14 protein-coding genes, 1 pseudogene and 1 riboswitch are annotated in these 22,476 nt (G+C 37.8%); of the genes and pseudogenes, 7 read left to right on the top strand and 8 right to left on the bottom strand.

What is annotated here, in order from left to right:
• Nucleotides 1–7: 7 nt before the first annotated feature.
• Complete coding sequence (locus tag ACPDHL_RS06785; protein ID WP_430532067.1) at nt 8–1,537, bottom strand: SulP family inorganic anion transporter; 1,530 nt, start codon at nt 1,535–1,537, stop codon at nt 8–10.
• A gap of 197 nt (nt 1,538–1,734) precedes the next feature.
• Here ACPDHL_RS06785 and ACPDHL_RS06780 point away from each other — a divergent pair, with 197 nt between their 5' ends.
• Both ACPDHL_RS06780 and ACPDHL_RS06775 read left to right on the top strand, forming a co-directional pair.
• On the top strand, nt 1,735–2,607 hold the full coding sequence (locus tag ACPDHL_RS06780) for an ABC transporter ATP-binding protein (RefSeq protein ID WP_430532029.1): 873 nt from the start codon (nt 1,735–1,737) through the stop codon (nt 2,605–2,607).
• A gap of 3 nt (nt 2,608–2,610) precedes the next feature.
• Nucleotides 2,611–6,267: a M1 family aminopeptidase gene (locus tag ACPDHL_RS06775; RefSeq protein WP_430532028.1), complete on the top strand. Its 3,657-nt coding sequence runs from the start codon at nt 2,611–2,613 to the stop codon at nt 6,265–6,267.
• A gap of 99 nt (nt 6,268–6,366) precedes the next feature.
• On the opposite strand, the gene rplS is transcribed toward ACPDHL_RS06775, so the two are convergent.
• Nucleotides 6,367–6,717, bottom strand: coding sequence for a 50S ribosomal protein L19 (gene rplS / locus ACPDHL_RS06770; protein ID WP_158962641.1), 351 nt, complete (start codon nt 6,715–6,717; stop codon nt 6,367–6,369).
• 216 nt (nt 6,718–6,933) lie between these two features.
• Complete coding sequence (gene trmD, locus ACPDHL_RS06765; RefSeq protein ID WP_430532027.1) at nt 6,934–7,620, bottom strand: tRNA (guanosine(37)-N1)-methyltransferase TrmD; 687 nt, start codon at nt 7,618–7,620, stop codon at nt 6,934–6,936.
• Between the two features lie 180 nt (nt 7,621–7,800).
• On the opposite strand from trmD, the pseudogene ACPDHL_RS06760 reads away from it, so the two are divergent.
• The 3 genes and pseudogenes from ACPDHL_RS06760 to ACPDHL_RS06750 form a co-directional block, all read left to right on the top strand.
• Nucleotides 7,801–8,964, top strand: a pseudogene (locus ACPDHL_RS06760) (MFS transporter); the annotation flags it as partial.
• 18 nt (nt 8,965–8,982) lie between these two features.
• Nucleotides 8,983–9,915 (top strand): peptidylprolyl isomerase, encoded by a 933-nt coding sequence (locus ACPDHL_RS06755; RefSeq protein WP_430532066.1) that lies wholly within the window; start codon nt 8,983–8,985, stop codon nt 9,913–9,915.
• A 62-nt stretch (nt 9,916–9,977) separates the two neighbouring features.
• Nucleotides 9,978–10,916, top strand: a complete 939-nt coding sequence (locus tag ACPDHL_RS06750) for a pyridoxal-phosphate dependent enzyme (RefSeq protein WP_430532026.1) — start codon at nt 9,978–9,980, stop codon at nt 10,914–10,916.
• Nucleotides 10,917–11,623: 707 nt separating this feature from the next.
• Here the strand turns inward: ACPDHL_RS06750 and ACPDHL_RS06745 are convergent.
• The 5 genes from ACPDHL_RS06745 to ACPDHL_RS06725 all read right to left on the bottom strand — a co-directional run bounded on the left by ACPDHL_RS06745 (nt 11,624) and on the right by ACPDHL_RS06725 (nt 19,452).
• Nucleotides 11,624–13,321 (bottom strand): hypothetical protein, encoded by a 1,698-nt coding sequence (locus tag ACPDHL_RS06745; RefSeq protein ID WP_430532025.1) that lies wholly within the window; start codon nt 13,319–13,321, stop codon nt 11,624–11,626.
• A 696-nt stretch (nt 13,322–14,017) separates the two neighbouring features.
• Nucleotides 14,018–15,571 carry an FMN-binding glutamate synthase family protein gene (locus tag ACPDHL_RS06740; protein ID WP_430532024.1) on the bottom strand — a complete coding sequence of 518 codons (1,554 nt, stop codon included), beginning with the start codon at nt 15,569–15,571 and terminating at the stop codon, nt 14,018–14,020.
• 314 nt (nt 15,572–15,885) lie between these two features.
• A complete protein-coding gene (locus ACPDHL_RS06735; protein ID WP_430532023.1) occupies nt 15,886–17,103 on the bottom strand; it encodes a chloride channel protein in 1,218 nt (405 codons plus the stop codon).
• 29 nt (nt 17,104–17,132) lie between these two features.
• Nucleotides 17,133–17,194, bottom strand: a riboswitch (Fluoride riboswitch).
• Between the two features lie 66 nt (nt 17,195–17,260).
• Nucleotides 17,261–17,626 carry a PUR family DNA/RNA-binding protein gene (locus tag ACPDHL_RS06730; RefSeq protein ID WP_430532022.1) on the bottom strand — a complete coding sequence of 122 codons (366 nt, stop codon included), beginning with the start codon at nt 17,624–17,626 and terminating at the stop codon, nt 17,261–17,263.
• Between the two features lie 74 nt (nt 17,627–17,700).
• Nucleotides 17,701–19,452, bottom strand: coding sequence for an ABC transporter ATP-binding protein (locus ACPDHL_RS06725; RefSeq protein WP_430532021.1), 1,752 nt, complete (start codon nt 19,450–19,452; stop codon nt 17,701–17,703).
• A 519-nt stretch (nt 19,453–19,971) separates the two neighbouring features.
• On the opposite strand from ACPDHL_RS06725, the gene ACPDHL_RS06720 reads away from it, so the two are divergent.
• Entirely contained in the window at nt 19,972–21,291 is a 1,320-nt protein-coding gene (locus ACPDHL_RS06720; protein WP_430532020.1) for an aspartate kinase, read from the top strand.
• Nucleotides 21,292–21,301: 10 nt separating this feature from the next.
• Complete coding sequence (gene lysA / locus ACPDHL_RS06715; RefSeq protein WP_430532019.1) at nt 21,302–22,465, top strand: diaminopimelate decarboxylase; 1,164 nt, start codon at nt 21,302–21,304, stop codon at nt 22,463–22,465.
• The last annotated feature ends 11 nt before the right edge of the window (nt 22,466–22,476 follow it).

The raw sequence follows: 22,476 nt of genomic DNA, 5'->3' as shown, positions 1-22,476 counted from the left end.
ATAGGTCTTACTGCAATTCTTCTTGCAGGGGATTTGATTCTATTTCAATTTCTTGAAAGGCTTTGCTGTTGTGAATTAAACGAAGGCTGTCCGCTCGAAGATTTCGCAAAACGACCTTTTTATTCAATTCTTGGTATTTGACGATGACTTTTTTGAGTATTTCCAATGCGGACATATCAGCAATATGAGATTCTTTAAAATCAATAATGATGCAATTTGGATCCTCTTGTGGAATAAATTTTTCTGCAAAAGAGGTTGTACTTCCAAAGAATAAAGGACCATAGATCTCATAAATTTTATTTCCTTGTTCGTCCCATGATTTTCTGGCTCGAATGCGTTTGGCGTTGTCCCAAGCAAAAATTAAAGCAGATACAATGACTCCTACCAACACAGCTAAAGCTAAATTGTGTGTAAAAACAATAATACCCGTAACGAGAAATAACGTAAAAATATCAGAGACTGGCATCTTGGTAATGAGACGAAAGGAAACCCATTCAAAGGTTGAAAGCGCAACAACCATCATCACCCCTACAAGTGCAGCCATGGGAATTTGTTCAATAATTGTGCCGCCAAATAAAATAATGCACAAAATAGTTAAGGCTCCAAGGATAGCTGCTATTCTCGTTTTGGCACCAGCACCTATATTGACTAGTGTTTGTGCAATCATGGCACAGCCTCCCATTCCACCAAAAAAACCATTGACAATATTTGCACCTCCCTGTGCCATGGCTTCTCTGTTACTGTTTCCTTTGGTATTGGTTAATTCATCCACAATATTGAGCGTCAATAGCGATTCAATTAAACCTACGCCAGCCATAACAACCGAAAAAGGAAGGATGATCTTCAGCGTTTCCAAAGTAAAGGGAACAACAGGCAGATGAAACTGAGGCAAAGACCCACTTACTTCCGCAATGTCAATGACTTTCTTCGTATCCAACTGCAAAAAAAAGACAAGCAACGAAATACAAATAATCGCGACTAAGGAGGAGGGAACTTTTTTTGTCCATTTGGGAAATAACCAAACAATAGCAATAGTTAAAGCCGTTAATCCCAACATGAGATAAAGCGATGTTCCCGTTAACCACGTGGTTGAATTAGGCGTAGTGATTTGGAATTGAGTGACTTGAGCCATAAAGATAATAACAGCTAAGCCATTTAAAAAACCGTACATGACAGGCTGAGGAATAAGCCGAACAAATCGTCCTAATTTACATACTCCCACTAAAAATTGAATAATACCCGCAACAATTACTGCAGCAAAGAGGTATTCTACGCCATGAAGGGAAGCTAGGGCAATTAGAACGACAACTGTTGCTCCCGCACCTCCAGAAACCATACCCGGTCTTCCACCAAAAATAGCCGTAATGAGGCCCATTAAAAATGCTGCATACAAACCCGTTAGTGGACTTAGTCCCGCCAAAATCGCAAAAGATAAGGATTCGGGAATCATCGTCATTGCTACAGTTAAGCCTGCGAGAATCTCATTTTTAAAGTTAATCTCCTTGAGTGTTTTATACGAAAAGTAAGATGATATCATCATAGTGCTAAAAAGTACAGCAAAAATAATGTTTTAATTGACGTAAATTACAAGGTAAGCTATAGTTTATACAAGAAAATAATGCGTATAAAACGTGAAAAAGTAACGGATTTTTATATCAAATACCATAATCTACACTATTTATGTAACAAATAAAGAAAATCGTATACTTATAGAGTAAATCAAAAAATAGAAGTATGAAATTAGTTATTGAAAATTTAAGTAAGACCTATAAAAATGGGGTAAAGGCATTGGATGATTTATCGATTGAAATTGAACCCGGTATGTTTGGCCTTTTAGGTCCGAATGGTGCGGGAAAGTCAACTTTGATGCGAACAATAGCTACCTTACAAAAACCAGATACAGGAACAATCCGATTCGGAGATATCAATATTCTAGAACAACAAAATGAATTTAGAAAGGTATTAGGGTACTTACCACAAGACTTTGGCGTGTATCCCAATATGTCTGCGCTGGATTTATTGGATTATTTTGCTCGCTTGAAAGGAATATCCAATGCCGCACAACGACGTGAAATTGTGACTCGTGTGTTGGAGGTGACCAATTTATACGAGGTGAGACGCAAAAGTGTAAGTGGTTACTCTGGTGGAATGAAACAGCGATTTGGAATTGCTCAATTGTTGTTGAACGATCCGAAGTTAATCATCGTTGACGAGCCTACTGCAGGATTAGATCCCGCAGAACGCCATCGCTTCTTGAACGTATTGCGCGAAATTGGCACAAACAACATTGTGATTTTCTCAACGCATATTGTCGATGATGTCAATGAACTATGTCACGAAATGGCCATTCTTAATGGTGGACATCTCTTGGAAAGAAGTACGCCCAAAGAAGCAGAACAAAAATTAGAAGGACAAGTTTGGATGAAAGAGATCAATAGAGAAGACTTGGAGCAATACCAACAATTGTGTGTTTTATCTGGAAAATACAACCAAGAGAACCGCCTTAAAATTCGCGTTCATGCGACGGATTCATTAGCAAATGAAGGTTTTGAATTAGTGAAACCAACGCTAGAAGATGTTTATTTTGTTGCATTAAAAAACGATTAAAAGATGTTCGGAACAGTTTTTACTTTTGAACTTAAACGCTGGTTTAAGAGCTGGGTGTTTTATCTATACCTAGCGATCTTTTTTGCAATGAGCTTCTTTTCGATGATGTCGACCATTGGGGTTTTTGATGCCGTTCGAAATACCTCCGCTTCGCTGTTGCAAATGAATTCTGCCTATCTGCTCAATTCCATGTTGAACTCGTTCAATATGCTGCTGTATTTTTTATTTCCGTCTATTATAGGTATGTCAATCTACCGTGATTATAAATACAATGTACACCATATTCTCTATTCGTATCCGTTTTCCAAATGGCAGTATTTAACAGGTAAATTTACCAGTTCTTTTCTCGTTACGCTGTCAATCAGTGTGATGATGGGGATCGGTAGCTATTTGGCAACCCTTGTGCCTTGGGCAACCCCTGAGTTGCTAGGACCCAATTTATGGTGGAATTATATTCAGGTCTACCTCTTTAATTTAATTCCCAATATGCTCTTTATGGGGGCGATAATTTTTACTGTTGTAACCCTTAGCCGTAGTATTTATGCAGGATTCGTAACGATTATTATCATTATGATCCTACAGGGAATCGTCAATAGTGTTGCTGCAGATGTAGACTATAGAGAATTAGGTGCTTTACTCGATCCTAACGGCGGGCAAGCCCTACATTACTATACACAGTATTGGAGTATAGAAGAAATGAATACCCGTAATTTGCCACTAGAAAAATACTATATCATCAATCGTTTGTTGTGGTTAGGTGTTTCGCTAGCCTCATTGATCGTTTTGGGAAGTGTATTCAAATTCGCCCAACAACCTGCTACTTTTTCATGGAAAAGAAAAGATAAAGGTGAGCGTTTGGTTAAAAATAATTTTGGTGGAATCTTTAAGATTGAGCTGCCAAAAGTAAACTACGATTTTTCACTAAAAACAAGTTGGAGCAATGTTTTGGCCTTTGCTAAAATGGACTTTAAATTTTTGGCGCGCAATCGCGTGTTTTGGATTCTCATTGGTGTAGGAATTATGTTTATGATCTTGGTGGCTAGTTTTTCTATGATGATGTATGGTACACCAACATATCCTTTGACCCGTCAAATGCTAATGATCCCAGGGGCCACCTTTACCTTCTTTATTTTGATGATGACCTTCTTAGGGGCAGGACTACTTGTACATAGAGGAGAAAATACACGCATGAATTTATTGGTAGATTCAACTGCAATCTCTAATTGGGTGTTGTTTACCTCTAAGTTTTTCGCCTTGTTGGTTATGCAGTTGATGCTGTTCTTCGTGATTATCTTGACGAGTATCGGAATTCAAATCTACAATGGCTATTTTCAGTTCGAAATTGGTTTGTACTTGCAGAGTTTATTGGGATACGGTTGGATTGAATTTATTATTTGGGCCTTGATGGCATTAGCTGTACAAACGTTCTTTAAGAACTATATCGTTGGTTTCTTTGCTTTACTCGTTTTGCAAATGGGATGGCCTGCTATCGGCTCCATTGGAATTGAACAGCCTATTTTCTTCTTTAATTCGATCCCTACGCCTACGTATTCTGACATGGATGGCTTTGGATCAAGTGCCAAATTCGGTCGATTTATTATCTTCGCGCTCTATTGGTTGTTATTTGTAGCAGGGATTAGTGGATTAACGCTATTGTTTTGGAGAAGAGGGGTATTTAGTGGATTCAAAGAGCGTTTCTATTATGCGAAAAAACGATCCAAAGCGATTGTAGTGGTACCCACAATCCTTTGCTTTGCCACTTTTATCAGCTTAGGTGCGTATTTGTACTATGAAAATACAGTATTAAATGTGTTTCATTCATCAAAAGACGAGGAACTCCTCCAAGTAGACTATGAAAAAACATATAAAAAATATCAAAATTTAGCACAACCACGCATTGTAGATGTAAAGATAGATTTAGACCTACATCCCGAACGCAATGATTTTCAAGCAAGGGGAACCTATATTTTAGAAAATAAGACGCAACAAGTCTTAGATACACTTTTGGTTGCTTTTAGGCCTGAGTATAAAAATACGATAGTTGTAGAAGGAGCCACTTTCTTGTCAACGGATACTATTTTGGGATTTAGTTTTTATCGCTTCAACCAACCCATGCAAAAAGGAGAAATGAGAATGATGGAATTTGTTGTAGAGAACAAACCTAATACGGCTATCCGATCACAATCACCTGTGTTAAATAACGGAACATTCTTAAACAGCAGTTCTTTTCCTTCTTTAGGGTATGCTGATCGAGGTGAAATTAGCGATGATGAAATCCGAAAAAAATACGATTTACCTCCTAAAGAGCGTATGGCGGAACAAACAGACCAACGCGCTTTGCAAAATACATACATTAGCAATGATGCTGATTGGATTCAATTTGAAACCACAGTAAGTACTTCAGCAGATCAAATTGCCATTGCACCAGGTTATTTGCAAAAAGAATGGACGGAAGGGAATCGCCGTTATTTCCACTATAAGATGGATCAAAAAATGTTGAATTTCTATGCGTATAATTCCGCACGTTATGAAGTGAAACGCGATAAATGGCAGGGAATTAACATTGAGATTTACTACCACAAAGGACACGAGTATAATATTGATCGCATGATTTCCAGTGTTAAAAAATCGTTGGATTATTACTCGAATGCCTTTAGTCCATACCAACACAAACAAGTCCGCATTATCGAGTTTCCTTTAACAATGGGAACGTTTGCCCAGTCGTTTGCCAACACCATTCCTTTTTCTGAAACCATCGGTTTTGTTGCTAAGGTAGATGATACGGATGAAAATGCTGTAGATTACCCGTTTTCCGTAACGGCACATGAGGTAGCGCATCAGTGGTGGGCACATCAAGTGATTGGAGCCAATGTGCAAGGTGCTACAATGCTGTCAGAAAGTTTATCTGAATACAGCTCGTTGAAAGTATTGGAAAAAGAATACGGAAAAGGACAAATGCAACGCTTCTTAAAAGATGCTTTAGATGGGTATTTAGGAGGACGTTCAAGAGAGCGAAAAAAAGAAAAACCGTTGATGTATAACGAAAATCAACAGTACATTCACTATAATAAAGGATCCTTAGTGTTTTATACTCTAAGTGATTATTTAGGTGACACCGTATTAAATGGAGTATTGAAAGACTATGTCAAAAAAGTAGCTTTCCAAGAAGCCCCTTATACGATTTCAGCTGAATTGGTCGAAGACATCAAAGCAGCAACACCAGATTCATTACAGTATATGGTTAAAGATATGTTTGAAACCATAACACTCTATGATAATTACGTCGATCAAGTAGAAACAAAGGAACTGCCAGATGGAAAATACGAAGTGAAAATCAAAGCGTATGTCAGCAAATATAGAGCAGGAGATACGGGAGATAAGCATTATGCAGATCAAGGAGAACAACCATTGGCATTCACTGCTGATAAAAAGTCAAAGATCGAATCGCTTCCTTTGGCAGATTATGTTGAGGTAGGTGTTTTTGCCCAATCAAAAGAAGCAAAGAGCAAAGAGCAAGTACTCTACCTGCAAAAAGTAAAAATTACTGATATTGAGAACGATTTTACGATTATTGTGGACGAGAAACCAACGGAAGTTGGAATTGACCCTTACTATAAATTAATCGATACCCGCTCGTATGACAATAGAAAAGCTATTTAATAAAAAAGGATCCTCTCGGATCCTTTTTTATTGATTTTATTCCATAAAAAAAAGGAAAGCATTGTCGCTTTCCTTTTTTTATGCGTCTCAGAAATTGGATTATCCTCTTCTTTCTTTGATTCTTGCTTTTTTACCAGTAAGTTCTCTGAAGTAGAAAATACGAGCTCTACGAACTTTACCTCTTTGATTTAATTCAATTTTTTCTAAAGCAGGCATGTTGATTGGGAAGATACGCTCTACACCAACGTTACCAGACATTTTACGGATAGTAAAAGTCTCAGTAGCACCTGTACCTCTTCTTTGGATCACTACTCCTTTAAAGAACTGTGTTCTTTTTTTGTCACCCTCTTTAATTTCGTAGTACACTGTAATAGTGTCTCCAGCTTTAAATGCTGGGAAGTCTTTTTTTGCAACTAATTCGTCTTGAACGAATTTCATTAAATCTGCCATTTCTGAAAAAAATAATTAATTAATTTAAACCAACATACACGGACCTCGCCAGAGGTTAGTTTAAAGCGAGTGCAAATATATAAAAAACCAATAAAATAATCCTAATTTTTAGGCTAAATAATTGGATGATTGTCTTTTACTTGGTCGTATAACCTGAATCTGATAGGTAATAGCGGTTATAAATAAGGAAACGAATTCAAAATTAGAAACTTAGACTTATTTATTTTTGTCTTCTAATAAATCAGGTCTCCTGTTTTTTGTATGTTCATACGCCATGTCTTCTCTCCATTTGTCGATAGCTGCAAAATTCCCACTCAACAATACATCAGGAACTTTCCATCCTTTGTATTCTGAAGGTCTGGTGTAAATCGGTGGAGCGAGTAGATTGTCCTGAAAACTATCAGTCAAAGCAGAAGTTTCATCATTTAGCACACCGGGAATCAAACGAATCAATGCATCACACAAAATAGCAGCACCCAATTCTCCTCCTGATAAGACGTAATCGCCAATCGATATTTCTTTTGTAATAAAGTGATCGCGAACACGCTGATCTACGCCTTTGTAATGACCACATAGAATAATGATGTTCTTTAATAGCGACATGGAGTTGGCCATCGTTTGATTTAAAGTTTCTCCGTCTGGCGACATATAAATAATCTCATCGTATTCGCGTTCAGCTTTCAATGCGCTGATACAGCGATCAATTGGCTCAATACTCATAACCATACCTGCACCACCACCAAACTGATAATCATCAACGTTTTTGTGTTTATTCGTGCTGTAATCGCGTAAATTGTGAAAGTGTACTTCGACTAGTCCTTTGCTGATCGCTCGTTTGAGGATAGAAGCTTGGAAGGGACTCTCGATTAACTCAGGAATAACGGAAATGATATCTATGCGCATCTTAAAAAAAATTTGCACAAAGGTACAATCCTATTGAATATAATCCAACGGTTATATCCATCTTGCTCCAAGTTCTTCGGAAAATGCAGGTACAAAAAAATAGGGGTAAATTATTTATTTCTTGTAGAAATCAGGTCTAAGGGTTGTCTTGTACAATACAGATGTTTTACCTTTGTCTCTATGAGTTTATCCAAAGCAAATGTATTGTTTATGGCAGCAGTTACGGGGTTAATTGTTGCCAATTTATATTATTGTCAACCTTTAATTCCCTTAATTGCCGAGGAGTTTAACGTATCAGAATCGGATGCGGGTACACTGACCTACCTCACACAAGCAGGATATGCCATCGGCATGTTTCTGATGATTCCCTTAGGGGATATGTTGGAGCGAAAGAAACAAATCACCCTGACAACCCTTTGTGCGATCGTCGCTTTGGGACTTACCGCCAGTGTTGAAAATTTCTTTTGGTTGCAAGTGATTAGCTTTGTCTTAGGGGCAACCTCTATTGTACCCCAATTGGTCTTGCCTATGGCTGCCAGTTTAGCTTCAGAAGAACAAAGAGGAAAGGTAATCGGAACTGTCGTTAGTGGATTGTTAATCGGGATTCTATTTTCTCGTACGTTAAGCGGATTTGTGGGCGTATGGTTGGGATGGCGCGGAATGTTTTGGATTGCTACTGCCATTTGTATCCTGTTAGTAATCTTCATTCAATTTAGGCTTCCCATTAATAAACCGACCTATCAAGGTACGCTTTCTAGCCTCTATGGATCGCTGTTTAAGTTGATTAAAGAACAACCTGTATTGCGTGAAGCAACCTGGATTACCAGTTTAGCTTTTGCTCAATTTGGTGCGTTTTGGACCACAATGGTCTTGCTTTTACACAACCAACCCTTTGGTTATGATAGTGCCTTGATTGGATCTTTTGGTCTGATTGGTGCTTGTGGTGCTTTTGCAGCTCCTTTAGTAGGAAAAGTTGGAGGTGCTGGTGGCGCGCAAAAATTAATTTTGTATGGAATTAGCATGACATTTTTGAGCTTTGTCGTTTTTGCCTTCTCGGCAACGTCAATTGTTGGGATCATTATCGGTATAATCCTCATTGATTTGGGGCTACAAACCATTCATGTCTCCAATCAAACGCGAATTTATTCCTTATTGCCCGAAGCGCGTAATCGACTAAATACTGTCTATATGTCATTTAGTTTCCTTGGAACAGCATTTGGCTCGGCTTTTGGTTTATATTTGTGGAATTATTTTGGCTGGGTAGGGGTGTGCCTAGGTGGCATGGTATTAGCCTTTTTGTCATTTCTAATTTACCTGAGAGCCAAGAAAAAAAAAGTAGTAAACATTAATAATATAAGAAGAATGGAAAACGGTATTTACGCAAAATTTAATACGTCAAAAGGCGAAATTTTAGTTAAACTAACGGAAGATAAAACACCTGGAACAGTAGGTAACTTTGTTGCATTAGCGGAAGGAAAATTAGAAAATTCGGCACGTCCACAAGGAAAACCGTATTATGATGGATTAAAATTTCATCGAGTGATACCTGATTTTATGATTCAAGGAGGATGTCCTCAAGGTATTGGTTCTGGTGGACCAGGGTATACTTTTGATGATGAGTTTGACGCAAGTTTAAAACACGACGGTCCTGGTGTACTATCCATGGCTAATGCAGGTCCTGGGACAAACGGTTCTCAGTTCTTCATTACGCATGTAGCAACCCCTTGGTTGGACGGAAAACACACCGTTTTTGGACGTGTAATTAGCGGACAAGATGTTGTTGATGCAATTGGACAAGATGACGTAATCGAATCACTTGAAATCGTACGCGTTGGGGATGCAGCACAACAATGGAATGCAGTAGAATCTTTCAGAGTATTTGAAGGAGCAAGAGAAAAAAGAGTAGAAGAGCAGAAAAAAGCAGCAGAAGAAGCGCTAGAAAAAGTAGCCGCTGGTTTTGAGCGTACAGCTAGCGGATTGCGTTACCAAATGATCGTAAATGGATCAGGAGCAAAAGCAGAAAAAGGAAAAACAGTAGCTGTACACTACAAAGGTGCATTAGACAACGGAACAGAGTTTGACAATTCATACAAACGCAAAAAACCAATCGAATTTCCATTGGGAATGGGACATGTAATCGAAGGATGGGACGAAGGAATCGCACTATTAAGAGTTGGTGATAAAGCTCGTTTCGTAATTCCATCGTATTTAGGATATGGTGAAAGAGGTGCAGGAGGTGTTATTCCACCAAATGCAATTCTTGTTTTTGATGTTGAATTAATGGACGTTAAGTAATACATAGAGACTCCCAAACTGTAAAAAGTTTGGGAGTTTTTTATCCCAGGTTAATTTTAGTTATGAAAGAGAAAATCAATACGTGTTACGAAAAGATAAAACCCTATATTCATCATACGCCGATCATGGAATCGGGGCATATTGAAAATTTTTTAGGGAGTGATTTGTATTTTAAATGTGAAAACTTTCAACGAGCAGGAGCATTTAAAATGCGCGGAGCAACCAATGCTATTTTGCACTTAACAGCAGAGCAAAAAGCCAAAGGGGTAGTAACCCATTCTTCTGGCAATTTTGCACAGGCGCTTGCGCTTGCCGCTCGTACCTTTCAGATCAAATGTTATATCGTCATGCCTTTTAATGCACCAATTGTCAAAAAAGACGCCGTGGTGATGTATGGAGGTGAAATTGTAGAATGTGCACCGACAATGGAATCTAGAGAGCGGGTGTGCAATCAGGTGATGGATGAAACTGGTGCGACTTTTATTCATCCCTCCAATGAAATGCATGTGATTATCGGAAATAGTACTGCCACAAAAGAGTTACTAGAAGCAGAACCTGATTTGGATGCACTTATTGTTCCTGTTGGTGGTGGTGGTTTGTTGGCCGGTACTATTTTGGCTGCCAAAGCCTTTGGTAAAGAGGGTATTGAGGTTTATGCCGGTGAGCCTTATGAAGTAGACGATGCGTTCCGTTCCTTAGAAAGTGGAAAAATTGAATCTAATTTAGCTGTAGACACCATTGCCGATGGTTTGCGTACACAACTAGGTGATGTCAACTTTCCTATTATTCAAGAAGGGGTCAAGGCGATTATTCGCGTTCGAGAGAATGAAATCGTCAGTGCGATGCGCTTAATTTGGCAACGCATGAAGATTGTAGTTGAACCAAGTAGTGCAGTGGCTCTCGCCGTTTTAATTAAAGAACGCCAATTGTTTGAAGGTAAAAAAGTAGGGATTATTTTGTCTGGTGGAAATGTAGACCTGGATAATTTACCCTTTGAATAAAATATAAAAGAGGGTGTCTAAACAGCCTAAAAAACAAAACCCCGTCTAAAAAAGGCGGGGTTTTTTCATTGTTTGTCCTGATCGCGTAGACCCGATCGCGCGGATTTTTAATCGTGCGGTAAAACTAGTTGTTTAAATCTATCGAACAATGTCAACAAAATACAAAGCAACGGATATTCATAGTGCCTATTTCATACCGCTCACAACAGTTGGATGGATAGATAAAGATACGGATTGCCACCATCGGACAAAGCGTTTTGTTTTTACATGAATTTAGACGAAAAAGAAGTGTTTAGTTTCTTGCAGTAAATTGACAAAAGGTTGGGTTTTGTTCGAGTCATGTTCGAGTCACCTTCGGTAAATAGGGGCTAATCCCCCGTAAACACGCATATTTACCGAAGAAGACCCAAACAAAACTAAAATTGAACAAAATAAGTAATTGAATAACAGTTGTTTGTGTTTTTTATATAGAGACAAATAAAGCCATTTGAGCTTTTTTTCATATAAGGGAAGAGGGGGGATTGCAGGTTAATTTCGACTGATGTAGGTTTGTAGTTGATTCATGTAGCTTGTGAATAGCAAGAATGATTGTAAAAAGATAGTAAACAGTAAATAAAGTAAATCCCGATCGCGCGGATTTGAATCCGTGCGTTAGAAATGAAAATCAGCGCCATCGGAGTTCGTCTTATGACTAAACCTTTTTGGTATCAAGAAAATAATTGATCATAAGTATCGCTATATTTTTTCTTTAATCGCTGTTTGGTCTTTTTTACCGCCTCAATTGTAATACCCAAGATGTTTGCCGTTTCTTGGTTGGTTAAGTTTAATTTTTGCAACAAAATAACGCGAAGGTTTGAATCCGTTAATTCTGGAAATTGCTCCATTAGATTATCAAAATATTCGGGTTGTTCGGTTTGAAAGGTCTTTTTAAAGATGTACCAACTCTCGTCCGTCATTAAGTGGGAAGAAATGGTTTGCTCCAGTTTCATTCGTTCTGTTTGAGACTTGACACTGGTCGAGTCTTTCAACTTGTTTAATTCAACCTCAAGGATATTAATCTGCTTAGTTTTTTCTGCTAGATAGTCTTTATACGAATCCAAGGAGTGATTGGTGTCTTGCCACCTCTTCTCGGATTCTGCCATTTCCTGTTCGATTTTTAAGATGTTAGACTCATACATGGAGGCTTGCTTGGACAATTGTTTGCGGTAGACGCGATACACAAATACTAAAATGCAACCCAAGGAGAAAGAAAGAGACAAAAACAACAAGCGTTGGTAGTTGATTTTTTCATAGTGGTAACGCTGTGCTTCAATTTGCAAATTGATCAATTCAATTTCTGCATCCCAGTTAATCTGATCAATCGCTTTTTCCCCTTCGGTTTCATTGATGTATTCGTGTAAGGTAGTCAAGTTTCTTCGATACAGTAGTTCGCGTCTTTCGTCTTTCTCGACAATCGAAATTTCGAGGAGAAGACTCATAATTTCGTATTCAAAACCTTTGACGTAGTTGAGACTTTGTGTATAAGTAAAAGCTTCTAAAGCTGCTTTCTTTGCCAAGGCAATATCGTTTTTATCCCAATATACTTCAGCAAGCGAGAGCAAGGCAAACATGGTGTTTTTTTTGTCGTCAACTTTTTTGGAGATCGCAATGTCTTCTTCTAAATAATTGATTGCTTTTTCCCAGTTTTGCTTGTTGTTTTCGATCATAGCCAGATCGCCTAATACTTTGGCATAACGCAAGAGATCGCCTTGACTTTCTGATAAGTTTTTTGCTTGAATCAAGTAGGGATAAGCTAGTGCTTCTTGTTTGTCTTTAATGGCAAAATTACCAATAGCATTGAGTAAACTCGTATAGTTTATATTGTCTTTTGTAGTGAGTTGAAGGGCTTTGGTCAAATAGGTAATTGCCTTCTTGTATTTGCCAATGGTTCCGTAGAAATAACCAATTTTGCGGTAAATATCAGTAGATTGGATGGTGATTTGTTCGGGGTGATTATCCATGACAAAGGCGACTTCACTATAGTAATTTGCCGATTCTACATAGTGGTTGTAAGTGTAGTAATAAAAGCCAATTTGTGTATAGGCCCAATGAGTTAAATCGGGAAAGTTAATAATTTTTAATTGTTCCTCCACTTCTTTAAACAGCAAGGTGGTTTGTTCGTTAAAGGCGCCGAGTTCTTTTGCTTTTATTTGTCCGCGTTTAATTTTTGCGATGACATTGTATATATTTTTATTCAAATCATAGGCTTTGGCCGATTTTGAAGCAAGCACTTCCTCTAGTTTAATCAAGTCATCTATTTTGTTCAAATCCGTTAAAAAAAGGTTGATTTGATTCGATGTATGTTCTGTTGAATGAGAACAGGAGAACAGGGAAATCAGTAGCAGAAAATACAGGAGTTTTTTCATAAATAAAAATAAAAGTTAAAATTATGGATGTCCACCCCATTGTCCACTGCGATGTCCACCCCAAATATAGTGTCTTTTTTAACAGAATGTTTTACTTTGCTTAAGAATTTGTTTTAGGACCTAGTTCTAAAAGAAATAAGACGTTCTTTATTTATTGTTGTTTAAACGATCAAAATAGTTGAATAGGCTTGAGTTTACCCAATACAAGGAGAACTCACTTTTAGTTTCTTGAGGTGCGTAGCACAGAAAAGAATAGACTTTTATCCATGCGAATAAGGCGAATTACGAGGGAGGAATAAGAGAAAGAAGTAAAAGACCTATGGAGTAAAAATAGATCATACATACGCCTATAACGATGTTTAAATGACGCTACTATACATGCATTTACCAGCTACAGTTTTGACCGAATTCTTTGCTTTAGCATTGTGCAGCCGTTCAAAGCGATACAGTGGAAGAGAAGAATAAGTGACACGCACAGTAGTTTTATCAGTTTTAAATTGTGCTCAGGCGATGAGCTAACCTTGTCGCCTGATTTTGTAAGACAAGAGATGACGTTTTAGTCTGTAAATAAATTTTTTGTTTTAATTGTTTTGGACACTCATTGAGATGCTAACCTAATTGAATGAGTGTTTTTTTTGGGAAAGAAAAAGGTCAGCAATTGCTGACCTTTTTTTTATTTCGATAAGTTGGTAAAGATTACGCTTTTTTACGTGTATCTAATTCGCCAAAGTACATTTCTTGGAAACTCTTAGTAACCCCGTGATCCACGCGTTTATGGAAGGTTCTAGGATCAATTTCACTAGGTTTTTCATATCCTACAGCACTGATAAATTCTCCTAAAGCTTTCATGGTGTTCTTGTGGAAGTTCGCCACACGCATTCTCTTGTCTGTAACGTCTAATGCTTTGTATAGGGTTTCGTCTTGTGTAGCAATACCTACTGGACAGTGACCACTATCACATTGTAACGCTTGAATACAACCCAAAGCAAACATCATTCCACGTGCACTATAACATGCATCAGCACCCAACGCCATTGTTTTAGCAATGTCAAAAGCAGAAATAATTCTACCTGACGCTAAAAGTCTTATTTTACCTCGTAAGCCATTTTCGATTAATGTTTTGTTTGCAAACACTAAAGCATCGTTTAATGCCATACCCATATAGTCAATAAACTCTAATGGAGCAGCTCCCGTTCCTCCTTCAGCCCCATCAATAGTGATGAAATCTGGTGTGATACCGGTTTGTTTCATAGCGTCAACGATTGCTAAAAACTCATCTTTACGCCCAATACAGATTTTAAATCCAACAGGTTTCCCGTTAGATAATACTCTCAATTTAGCTAAGAACTGAACTAATTCTATTGGATTAGAAAAAGCAGTATGCCCTGACGGCGAGTGAACCGTTGTATGTGGAGTAATACTTCTAATTGCTGCAATCTCAACTGTATTTTTTTCTGCAGGTAACAATCCACCATGTCCAGGTTTTGCTCCTTGCGAAAGTTTTAATTCGATCATTTTTACCTCAGGATAATTCGCGCGTTCTTCAAACAAAGAGTCGCTGAAAAATCCTTTTTCATCACGACAACCAAAGTATCCTGTACCAATTTGCCAAATTAAATCCCCTCCTGAACGGTGGTATTGACTAATTCCTCCTTCACCTGTGTTGTGTGCAAATCCACCAATTTTAGCTCCTTCATTTAAAGCAGTAATCGCTTTTTTACTCAAAGCACCGTAACTCATCGCACTAATGTTGTAAATACTCGCGCTATAAGGTTGTTTACAATCTTCTCCACCAATTAATGTTCTGAAGTTTGTATCTGTTACGTGTTTTGGATAAACAGAGTGGGCTGCCCATTCGTAGCCAATGCGATTTGCATCGTCTTGCATACCAAATGAAACAGTTTGTTTCTCATTTTTTGCTCGTTGATAAACAATAGAACGCTCACGACGGTTAAATGGTTTACCATCTAATTCTCCCTCCCAAAAGTACTGACGCATTTCTGGACGAATCGATTCAAACATATATCTAAAACGGGCAAATAAGGGGTAGTTTTTACGAATCGTATGTTTATTTTGAAGTAAATCATAGATCGTCAAATATGTTAGAATTCCTGAGATTACGAGATTGACAATACTAGCTGTTGATTGATAAAGCGCGAAAGTTGTAACGGCGTACAATACGTATATCACAACTAATGCTATGGTCAATTGGCCAAATGTAAATCGATTAAAAAACTTTTTGTGAAACATAAATCTAAAATTTAGTGCAATCTTTTTGTTGTCTAGTTTGTAATGTTAATGGTTTAAAAATAGGGTGAATAGGTCGTGATTACTCGCTTTTTTGTTTGTAAATAAAATCACTTCTATCGAAAGCAAAGGTAGTAAAGATTTTGAATTTAAAAGATTTTTATAATTATTATTTTGATAAGATTAGGCTATAAAAATGCTAATATGATAATTTTATCAGGGTTGAGTGAATATTTTTTATATATTTTTCCGAACTACTAGCTAAAATGTAATCTTTGTTATTTTTTTTTACTATAAACGTGGACAGATAGCGTGTTTTATAGGTATAATTGAAATTTGTAGATACTGTGTTTGCCACTGATTAGGTAAGCGAATAAGCATGCCAAAGCAGCATAGATAAGTACTTCACTGCCAAACAATTCACCAGCCATGAAAATACAAGCTAAGGGTGTTTTGGTTGCTCCAGCGAATACGGCAACAAAGCCCAAGCTCGCAACAAAACTAATTGGCAATTGTAAGTAGATCGCCAAAAAACTCCCCAAGGTTGCTCCAATGAAAAAGAGTGGGGTAACTTCACCTCCTTTAAATCCCGTACCTAGGGTGAGTGCTGTAAAGAGAATTTTAAGCAAAAAAACCGAATACGATTGCGAATGTGTGAAGGAATCGACAAGGGTTTCAATTCCTAAACCTAAAAAGCGGGAATCTTGTATGAGGTAGAATAGCCCAAGAAAAGCTAATCCACCTACAAATGGACGTAGCGGAGGGTAGGGGATCAATTTACTTGCGAAGTGAGCGACCGTATCAGTTGACTTGACAAATAGAATCGCAGTAAGCCCAAATAGTACGCCAGCAAAACTGATTTTGATTATCGTTAGTAGCGCTAAGGAAGGGACAAGATCAACCGTATAGACTGTATGATTGATTCCCCAAGCGAGACAAACAAAGTGTGAAACCATAGCTGTAGTAAATAGGGGGAGAATGTGGTTGTATTGGTTTCTACCGACCACCATTAATTCTATGGCAAAAAGCGTTCCTGCAAGGGGAGTACCAAATACGGAAGCAAAACCACCTGAAATTCCCATCAGTAAAAGCGCTTGACGATCACTTGCTCCAAGTTTAAAAAGACGTGTAAATTGATCGGCTATAGCGCCACCCATTTGAACGGCTGTTCCCTCTCTTCCTGCTGAACCACCAAATAGATGTGTAACCCATGTACCAATTAATACAAGGGGAGCCATCTTAAAGGGAATTCTTTCAGCAGGTTGATGGTATTCTTGGATGAGTAAATTGTTTCCCTTGTTGGCACTACCACCAAGATAATGATACAAGACACCAACAAATAAACCACCCAAAGGCAACCCTAAGCGTATTAGTGGATGTTCCAGGCGCTTAGTCGTAACGTATTCGAGAATAGATAGGAAAATAGCAGAAGATGTGCCGATTAAACCACCAACTACCACACTCAAGAACAACCAAAGAAACGGTTTACTTGGATGGTGAAAAAGAAAGTTTTTTGTTTTTTTATAGGTACTCATAACGATCTGGTATAGATTATAAAAACTATAGTATACTAGACGTCATCAGCAACTAAGGCGGTTCGAGGCAGACATCATTGCCCTTGTGCGTACAAAGATAAAAAAAAAGTTCAACTCTTTGAGTTGAACTTTATATTATTTGTTGTAGTTGAGTCGATTAAATATCATCAAATTCTACATCTGTGAAATTATTTAAAGAATCTGACTCTTCTTTTGGATATTCTTTTTTGAAATCTTTTTGATGTCTTTCAGAAATTACTTCTTCTCCTTTGTGGTTCACTACATATTCGGTCATTTCATCTAAGATATCTTTAAATGCTGTGAAATCTTCTTTGTATAAGTAGATTTTGTGTTTTTTGAAGTGAAAAGATCCATCGTCTTCTGTGAATTTTTTACTTTCAGTTACGGTTATGTAGTAATCATCTGCCTTAGTAGCTCTTACATCAAAGAAATAAGTTCTTCTACCCGCTCTCAGTACTTTTGAGAAAATCTCTTCTTTTTCTAACATTTCGTTATCTCTCATAATCCTTCTATCAATTAATTGATTTGTATATATAGCTTTCAAAAGTCTAAAAAAAATCCTAATAAACCAACTTTTTACACTATTTCTTTTTCTTTCAATTGTTTTTCATGTAACTCAGCATAATATCCTTCTTGAGCGATCAAAGTATCGTGTGTACCTGCCTGAATGATACGCCCTTGGTCCAAAACAATAATTTGATCTGCGTTCTTGGCAGACGAAACTCGATGGGTCACAATGAGGGTCGTAATGTGTTTGCTGTGTTGTTCTAAATGTTTGAGGATGCGCTCTTCTGTTTCTGTATCCACAGCGGATAATGCATCGTCTAATAAGAGAATAGGTGCATCTTTAATGAGCGCTCTGGCAATAGAAACGCGTTGTTTTTGCCCCCCAGATAGGGTTAATCCTCGTTCGCCAAGTACCGTTTCATACCCGTGTTCGAATTGTTCAATATTGTGATGGACAACTGCTTTTTTCGCAGCCTCTTTAATTTCTTCGATAGTAGCATCTTCTTTTCCAAAGCGAATATTATTGCTGATGGTATCAGAAAATAAAAACGAATCCTGTGGTACAACGGCTACATTGCGTCTTAAATCTCGTAGATTACAGTCTTCAATAGGCGTTCCGTCCAAGAGGATCTGCCCGTTGTCGATGTTGTACATGCGACTAATGAGCGAAAGTAACGTACTCTTTCCTGATCCCGTTTTGCCTAATATTGCGAGGGTTTCTCCTTGTTTTAAAGAAAAAGAAACGTCCTGCAAGGCGATAATTCCCGTATCGGGATAGGTGAAAGAAACGCGATCAAAAACCAAATTTCCATGGATTTCCGTTGGATTAGGATTCGTATTGTAAATCTCAGGTTTTACATCCAAAAACTCATTGATTCGCTTTTGAGATGCTTCTGCTTCCTGAATCATAGACGAAATCCAGCCTAGTGAAGCAACAGGCCAAGTCAACATATTGATGTAGAGAATAAATTGGGCAATAACCCCTATATCGGGTAGTTTTCCGTTGAAGTAGAGGATAGAACCTATGGTGATGACAATTAAATTACTCATCCCAATTAATAAAATCATCAATGGACCAATTAAAGCTCCTGTTTTGGCTAGTTTTAGCGATTTTTCTTTACTACTCGCTGTTAACTCTTCGAATTCGGCTACTTTTTTGTTCTCTATAGCATAGGCTTTAATCACACGCATTCCCGAGAAAATCTCTTGTGTAAATGTGGATAAAACCGATAAGTTTTGTTGAAAAATTAAACTGCGTTCGTTGATTTGTTTACTGAGTTTAAAAATAAAATAACCCAACAACGGCAACGGCAATAGGGAGTAAAATGTCAGTTGAGGCGAAATAATATACATCTGTGTCAACACAACAGCAAAGCGAATAAGGGTATTGATCGAATACATCACCGCAGGACCTACGTACTGTCTGACCTTTCCAACATCTTCACTGATTCGATTCATCAAATCCCCCGTGCGATTTTGCTTGTAAAAACTTTGTGTTAAAATCTCATAGTGTTTAAAAACATCATTTTTAAGGTCAAATTCGATATGACGTGACATGACAATCAAGGTCTGACGCATTAAAAATGTCAAAAAACCCGCAATAAGCGTGGTAACTAAAATCCAAAAAATGTTGGATAACAAGAGTTCCGTTACCTTTTCTTTGTCAAAAGCAGTTAGTTGTTCCAGAATACGAATGGAGTCTCCCACTAATTTTGGCGTGTATAGGGTAAAGATTTGGGCAACGATAGTAATAATTACACCAGTTAAAAAGTGATATTTATACTTGAAGAAATATTTATTTAAGGACTGTAAAGCGCGCATAGTTTGTTTGTCTAGTCTTGCAAAGTAAGAAAAAAGATGGGGATTACCCTCTTTTATTCCCTTTAAAAGGATAGGCAAATATAAACTATTATTCTTTTTGCTATTCCTGCTTCTAGTATAAAAATTAAAAACTCAAAACGTTGATTTGTTCAATTACTTCAAATCCGAGTTTGCTTTTTGAGCCAGGTTTGAATATAGTTACACACAAGTTTAGTTTAGGAGCTCATTTCGTAGAATAAGTACCTACAGCTGTTATTAGTTAGTCGAGCTAGTTAATAGTGTTTGTTAATAGTAAACTAACAGTATGTTAATTATAATGTAATGAAAATAATTGAAAGTATAAAATAAATATATTTGTGGTGTAATAAGAAAAGTGAGTATGTACACTAGTATGATAAAAAAAGGAAAGAAGTTTAGCTTACGTCAATTGTCGTGAGAGAAGTCCTTTTTTTTATAATCGAATAAAATAACAAGGGGTTTGTCATCACGACAAGCCCCTTTTTTTATAAAAATAATACGATGAAAGTTTTAAAGTTTGGAGGGACTTCTGTAGGAAGTCCGGCGCGATTTGAAAAGTTATGGCCCATTATTCAGTCCCAGGTCACAGATAAGCATATTATAGTTCTTTCTGCTGTTGCAGGAACAACGAATACGTTGGTTGAGATTGCTAGACAGTATGCTCAAGGCGAAGTACGCCAAGCCCGGGAGCTTATCCAAGTATTAGCGACGCAATACGAAGATTTTGTCTGTGAGTTGTTTCAAACAGAAAAAGGAAAATTGGAAGGGAAACAGCTATTATACCATCATTTTAATTTGTTGATTGCTTTAGGTGATGATCTATTTACTCCTGCTGAAGAACGTCTCGTTTTAGCACAAGGAGAATTGTTATCAACCACTTTATTTCATCAGTATTTGAAAGAAAAAGATATTGCATCAGTCTTGCTTCCTGCTTTGGACTTTATGCGCATGGATGAAAACAATGAACCTGATTTAGTGTATTTGAAACAGCAAGTAGAACAGTTGATGGCTCCTTTTGTATCGGATACGGTATTTATTACTCAAGGATTTATTTGCAGAAATGCTTTTGGAGAAGTGGACAACTTAAGACGTGGTGGATCTGATTATACGGCTTCTTTGATTGGCGCCGCTTTAAGCGTGGAGGAAATTCAAATTTGGACGGATATTGATGGTTTTCACAACAACGATCCTCGCTATGTATCTGATACCAAACCGATCGCTCAATTGAGTTTTGACGAAGCCGCTGAATTGGCCTATTTTGGCGCAAAAATTTTACATCCCCAAAGCGTCTTCCCTGCTCAAAAAGCCAATATTCCCGTTCGTTTACTCGATACACTGAATAGCAATGCTCCAGGCACACTTATTTCTTCGGGTTTTAATCACGCAGATGAAATTGTGGCAGTAGCAGCAAAAGATCAGATTACCGCTATTCGCATTTATTCCTCTCGAATGTTGCTTGCCTACGGGTTTTTAAGACGTGTTTTTGAAGTTTTTGAGCGCTATAAAACGCCAATCGACATGATTACAACCTCCGAAGTAGCCGTGTCTTTAACAATTGATAATACGACCTATTTGAGTGAAATTATAGGCGAATTAAATCATTTTGGCAGTGTAGAAGTGGATGGAAATCAATCTATTGTTTGTGTTGTTGGAGATTTCAAACGCAATAACAAAGGGTATGCAACCGTTGTTTCCGAAGCGGTGAAACACATTCCGATTCGCATGATCTCCTATGGAGGAAGTGAACACAATATTTCGTTACTTCTTCCTTCCGCTTATAAAATCGAAGCCTTACGCGCTTTACATCACCGTTTATTTTAAAGAGACAAGTATGATTTCAACAACGATATTAGAACAAATACAACAAGAGGAAACGCCTTTGTATTACTACGATTTACCTTTATTGCGCGAAACGATTACTACGGCTAAAGCACAAGCAGATCGCTGGGGCTATCATATCCACTATGCAGTGAAAGCTAATTTCAATCCGAGGATTCTCCAAGAAATTAGCGCTTGTGGTATTGGTGCAGATTGCGTGAGTGGATTGGAAATAGAGCAAGCAGTAGCCCATGGATTTCAAGCGAGTGAAATCGTATTTGCTGGAGTTGGAAAGACTGATCGCGAAATTCAAACCGCTTTAAAACACGGTATTTTAGCTTTTAATGTTGAATCATTAGAAGAATTAAAAGTGATCGGAAATCTTGCGCGAGAAATGCAACTAGAAGCGCGTGTTGCTTTGCGTATCAATCCCAATATTGATGCTCAAACTCATCATTATATTACAACCGGACTAGACGAGAATAAATTTGGAATTCTCATGCATGAACTAGAGGCTTGTTTGTCATTTATTCACACAGCAGCAAGTGGCTTAACCTTGGTGGGCTTGCATTTTCACGTGGGATCTCAAATCACAGATTGGACGGTATTCAAGCGTTTATGCCTGAAGGTAAACGAATGGAACGCTTGGTTTATTGCGAGAGGCTATATCGTTCCCATCTTAAATGTTGGTGGTGGAGTAGGTATTAATTATACACAACCTGATACAGAACCTATTGTCGATTTTGCTTCGTATTTTGCTATTTTCAATCAATTTCTAACGCCTGAAAAAGGGCAACAGGTCCATTTTGAACTAGGGCGTTCGCTAGTGGCGAATTGCGGCAGTTTACTCAGTCGAGTATTGTACATTAAAAATGGGGTGAATAAAAACTTCGCTATTTTGGATGCAGGTATGACCGAATTATTGCGTCCAGCGCTATATCAAGCGTATCACAAGATTGATAGTCTAACAGCAACTGAAGTGACACTGGAGAAAACAGTACAGTATGAAGTAGTTGGTCCGATTTGCGAAAGCAGTGATTGTTTTGGTAAAAATATTCAGTTACCCCCCTTAAAAAGAGGAGATTTGCTCGCTATTCGCTCAGCAGGTGCCTATGGCGAAGTAATGGCTTCACGTTATAATTTGCGACAACCACTGAATTATTATTTTAAAGAATAAAATCTTTTGTA

Source organism: Myroides sp. C15-4, from assembly GCF_050522745.1.
In the GTDB taxonomy this organism is placed as follows: Bacteria; Bacteroidota; Bacteroidia; order Flavobacteriales; family Flavobacteriaceae; genus Flavobacterium.
This window is presented reverse-complemented; position numbering and strand designations above follow the sequence as displayed.

Coding starts and splice junctions, on each gene's coding strand:
- ACPDHL_RS06775 (WP_430532028.1), top strand. CDS start 2,611: ATGTTCGGAACAGTTTTTACTTTTGAACTTAAACGCTGGTTTAAGAGC.
- trmD (WP_430532027.1), bottom strand. CDS start 7,620: ATGCGCATAGATATCATTTCCGTTATTCCTGAGTTAATCGAGAGTCCC.
- ACPDHL_RS06785 (WP_430532067.1), bottom strand. CDS start 1,537: ATGATATCATCTTACTTTTCGTATAAAACACTCAAGGAGATTAACTTT.
- ACPDHL_RS06730 (WP_430532022.1), bottom strand. CDS start 17,626: ATGAGAGATAACGAAATGTTAGAAAAAGAAGAGATTTTCTCAAAAGTA.
- ACPDHL_RS06750 (WP_430532026.1), top strand. CDS start 9,978: ATGAAAGAGAAAATCAATACGTGTTACGAAAAGATAAAACCCTATATT.
- ACPDHL_RS06735 (WP_430532023.1), bottom strand. CDS start 17,103: ATGAGTACCTATAAAAAAACAAAAAACTTTCTTTTTCACCATCCAAGT.
- ACPDHL_RS06725 (WP_430532021.1), bottom strand. CDS start 19,452: ATGCGCGCTTTACAGTCCTTAAATAAATATTTCTTCAAGTATAAATAT.
- lysA (WP_430532019.1), top strand. CDS start 21,302: ATGATTTCAACAACGATATTAGAACAAATACAACAAGAGGAAACGCCT.
- rplS (WP_158962641.1), bottom strand. CDS start 6,717: ATGGCAGATTTAATGAAATTCGTTCAAGACGAATTAGTTGCAAAAAAA.
- ACPDHL_RS06745 (WP_430532025.1), bottom strand. CDS start 13,321: ATGAAAAAACTCCTGTATTTTCTGCTACTGATTTCCCTGTTCTCCTGT.
- ACPDHL_RS06755 (WP_430532066.1), top strand. CDS start 8,983: ATGGAAAACGGTATTTACGCAAAATTTAATACGTCAAAAGGCGAAATT.
- ACPDHL_RS06720 (WP_430532020.1), top strand. CDS start 19,972: ATGAAAGTTTTAAAGTTTGGAGGGACTTCTGTAGGAAGTCCGGCGCGA.
- ACPDHL_RS06780 (WP_430532029.1), top strand. CDS start 1,735: ATGAAATTAGTTATTGAAAATTTAAGTAAGACCTATAAAAATGGGGTA.
- ACPDHL_RS06740 (WP_430532024.1), bottom strand. CDS start 15,571: ATGTTTCACAAAAAGTTTTTTAATCGATTTACATTTGGCCAATTGACC.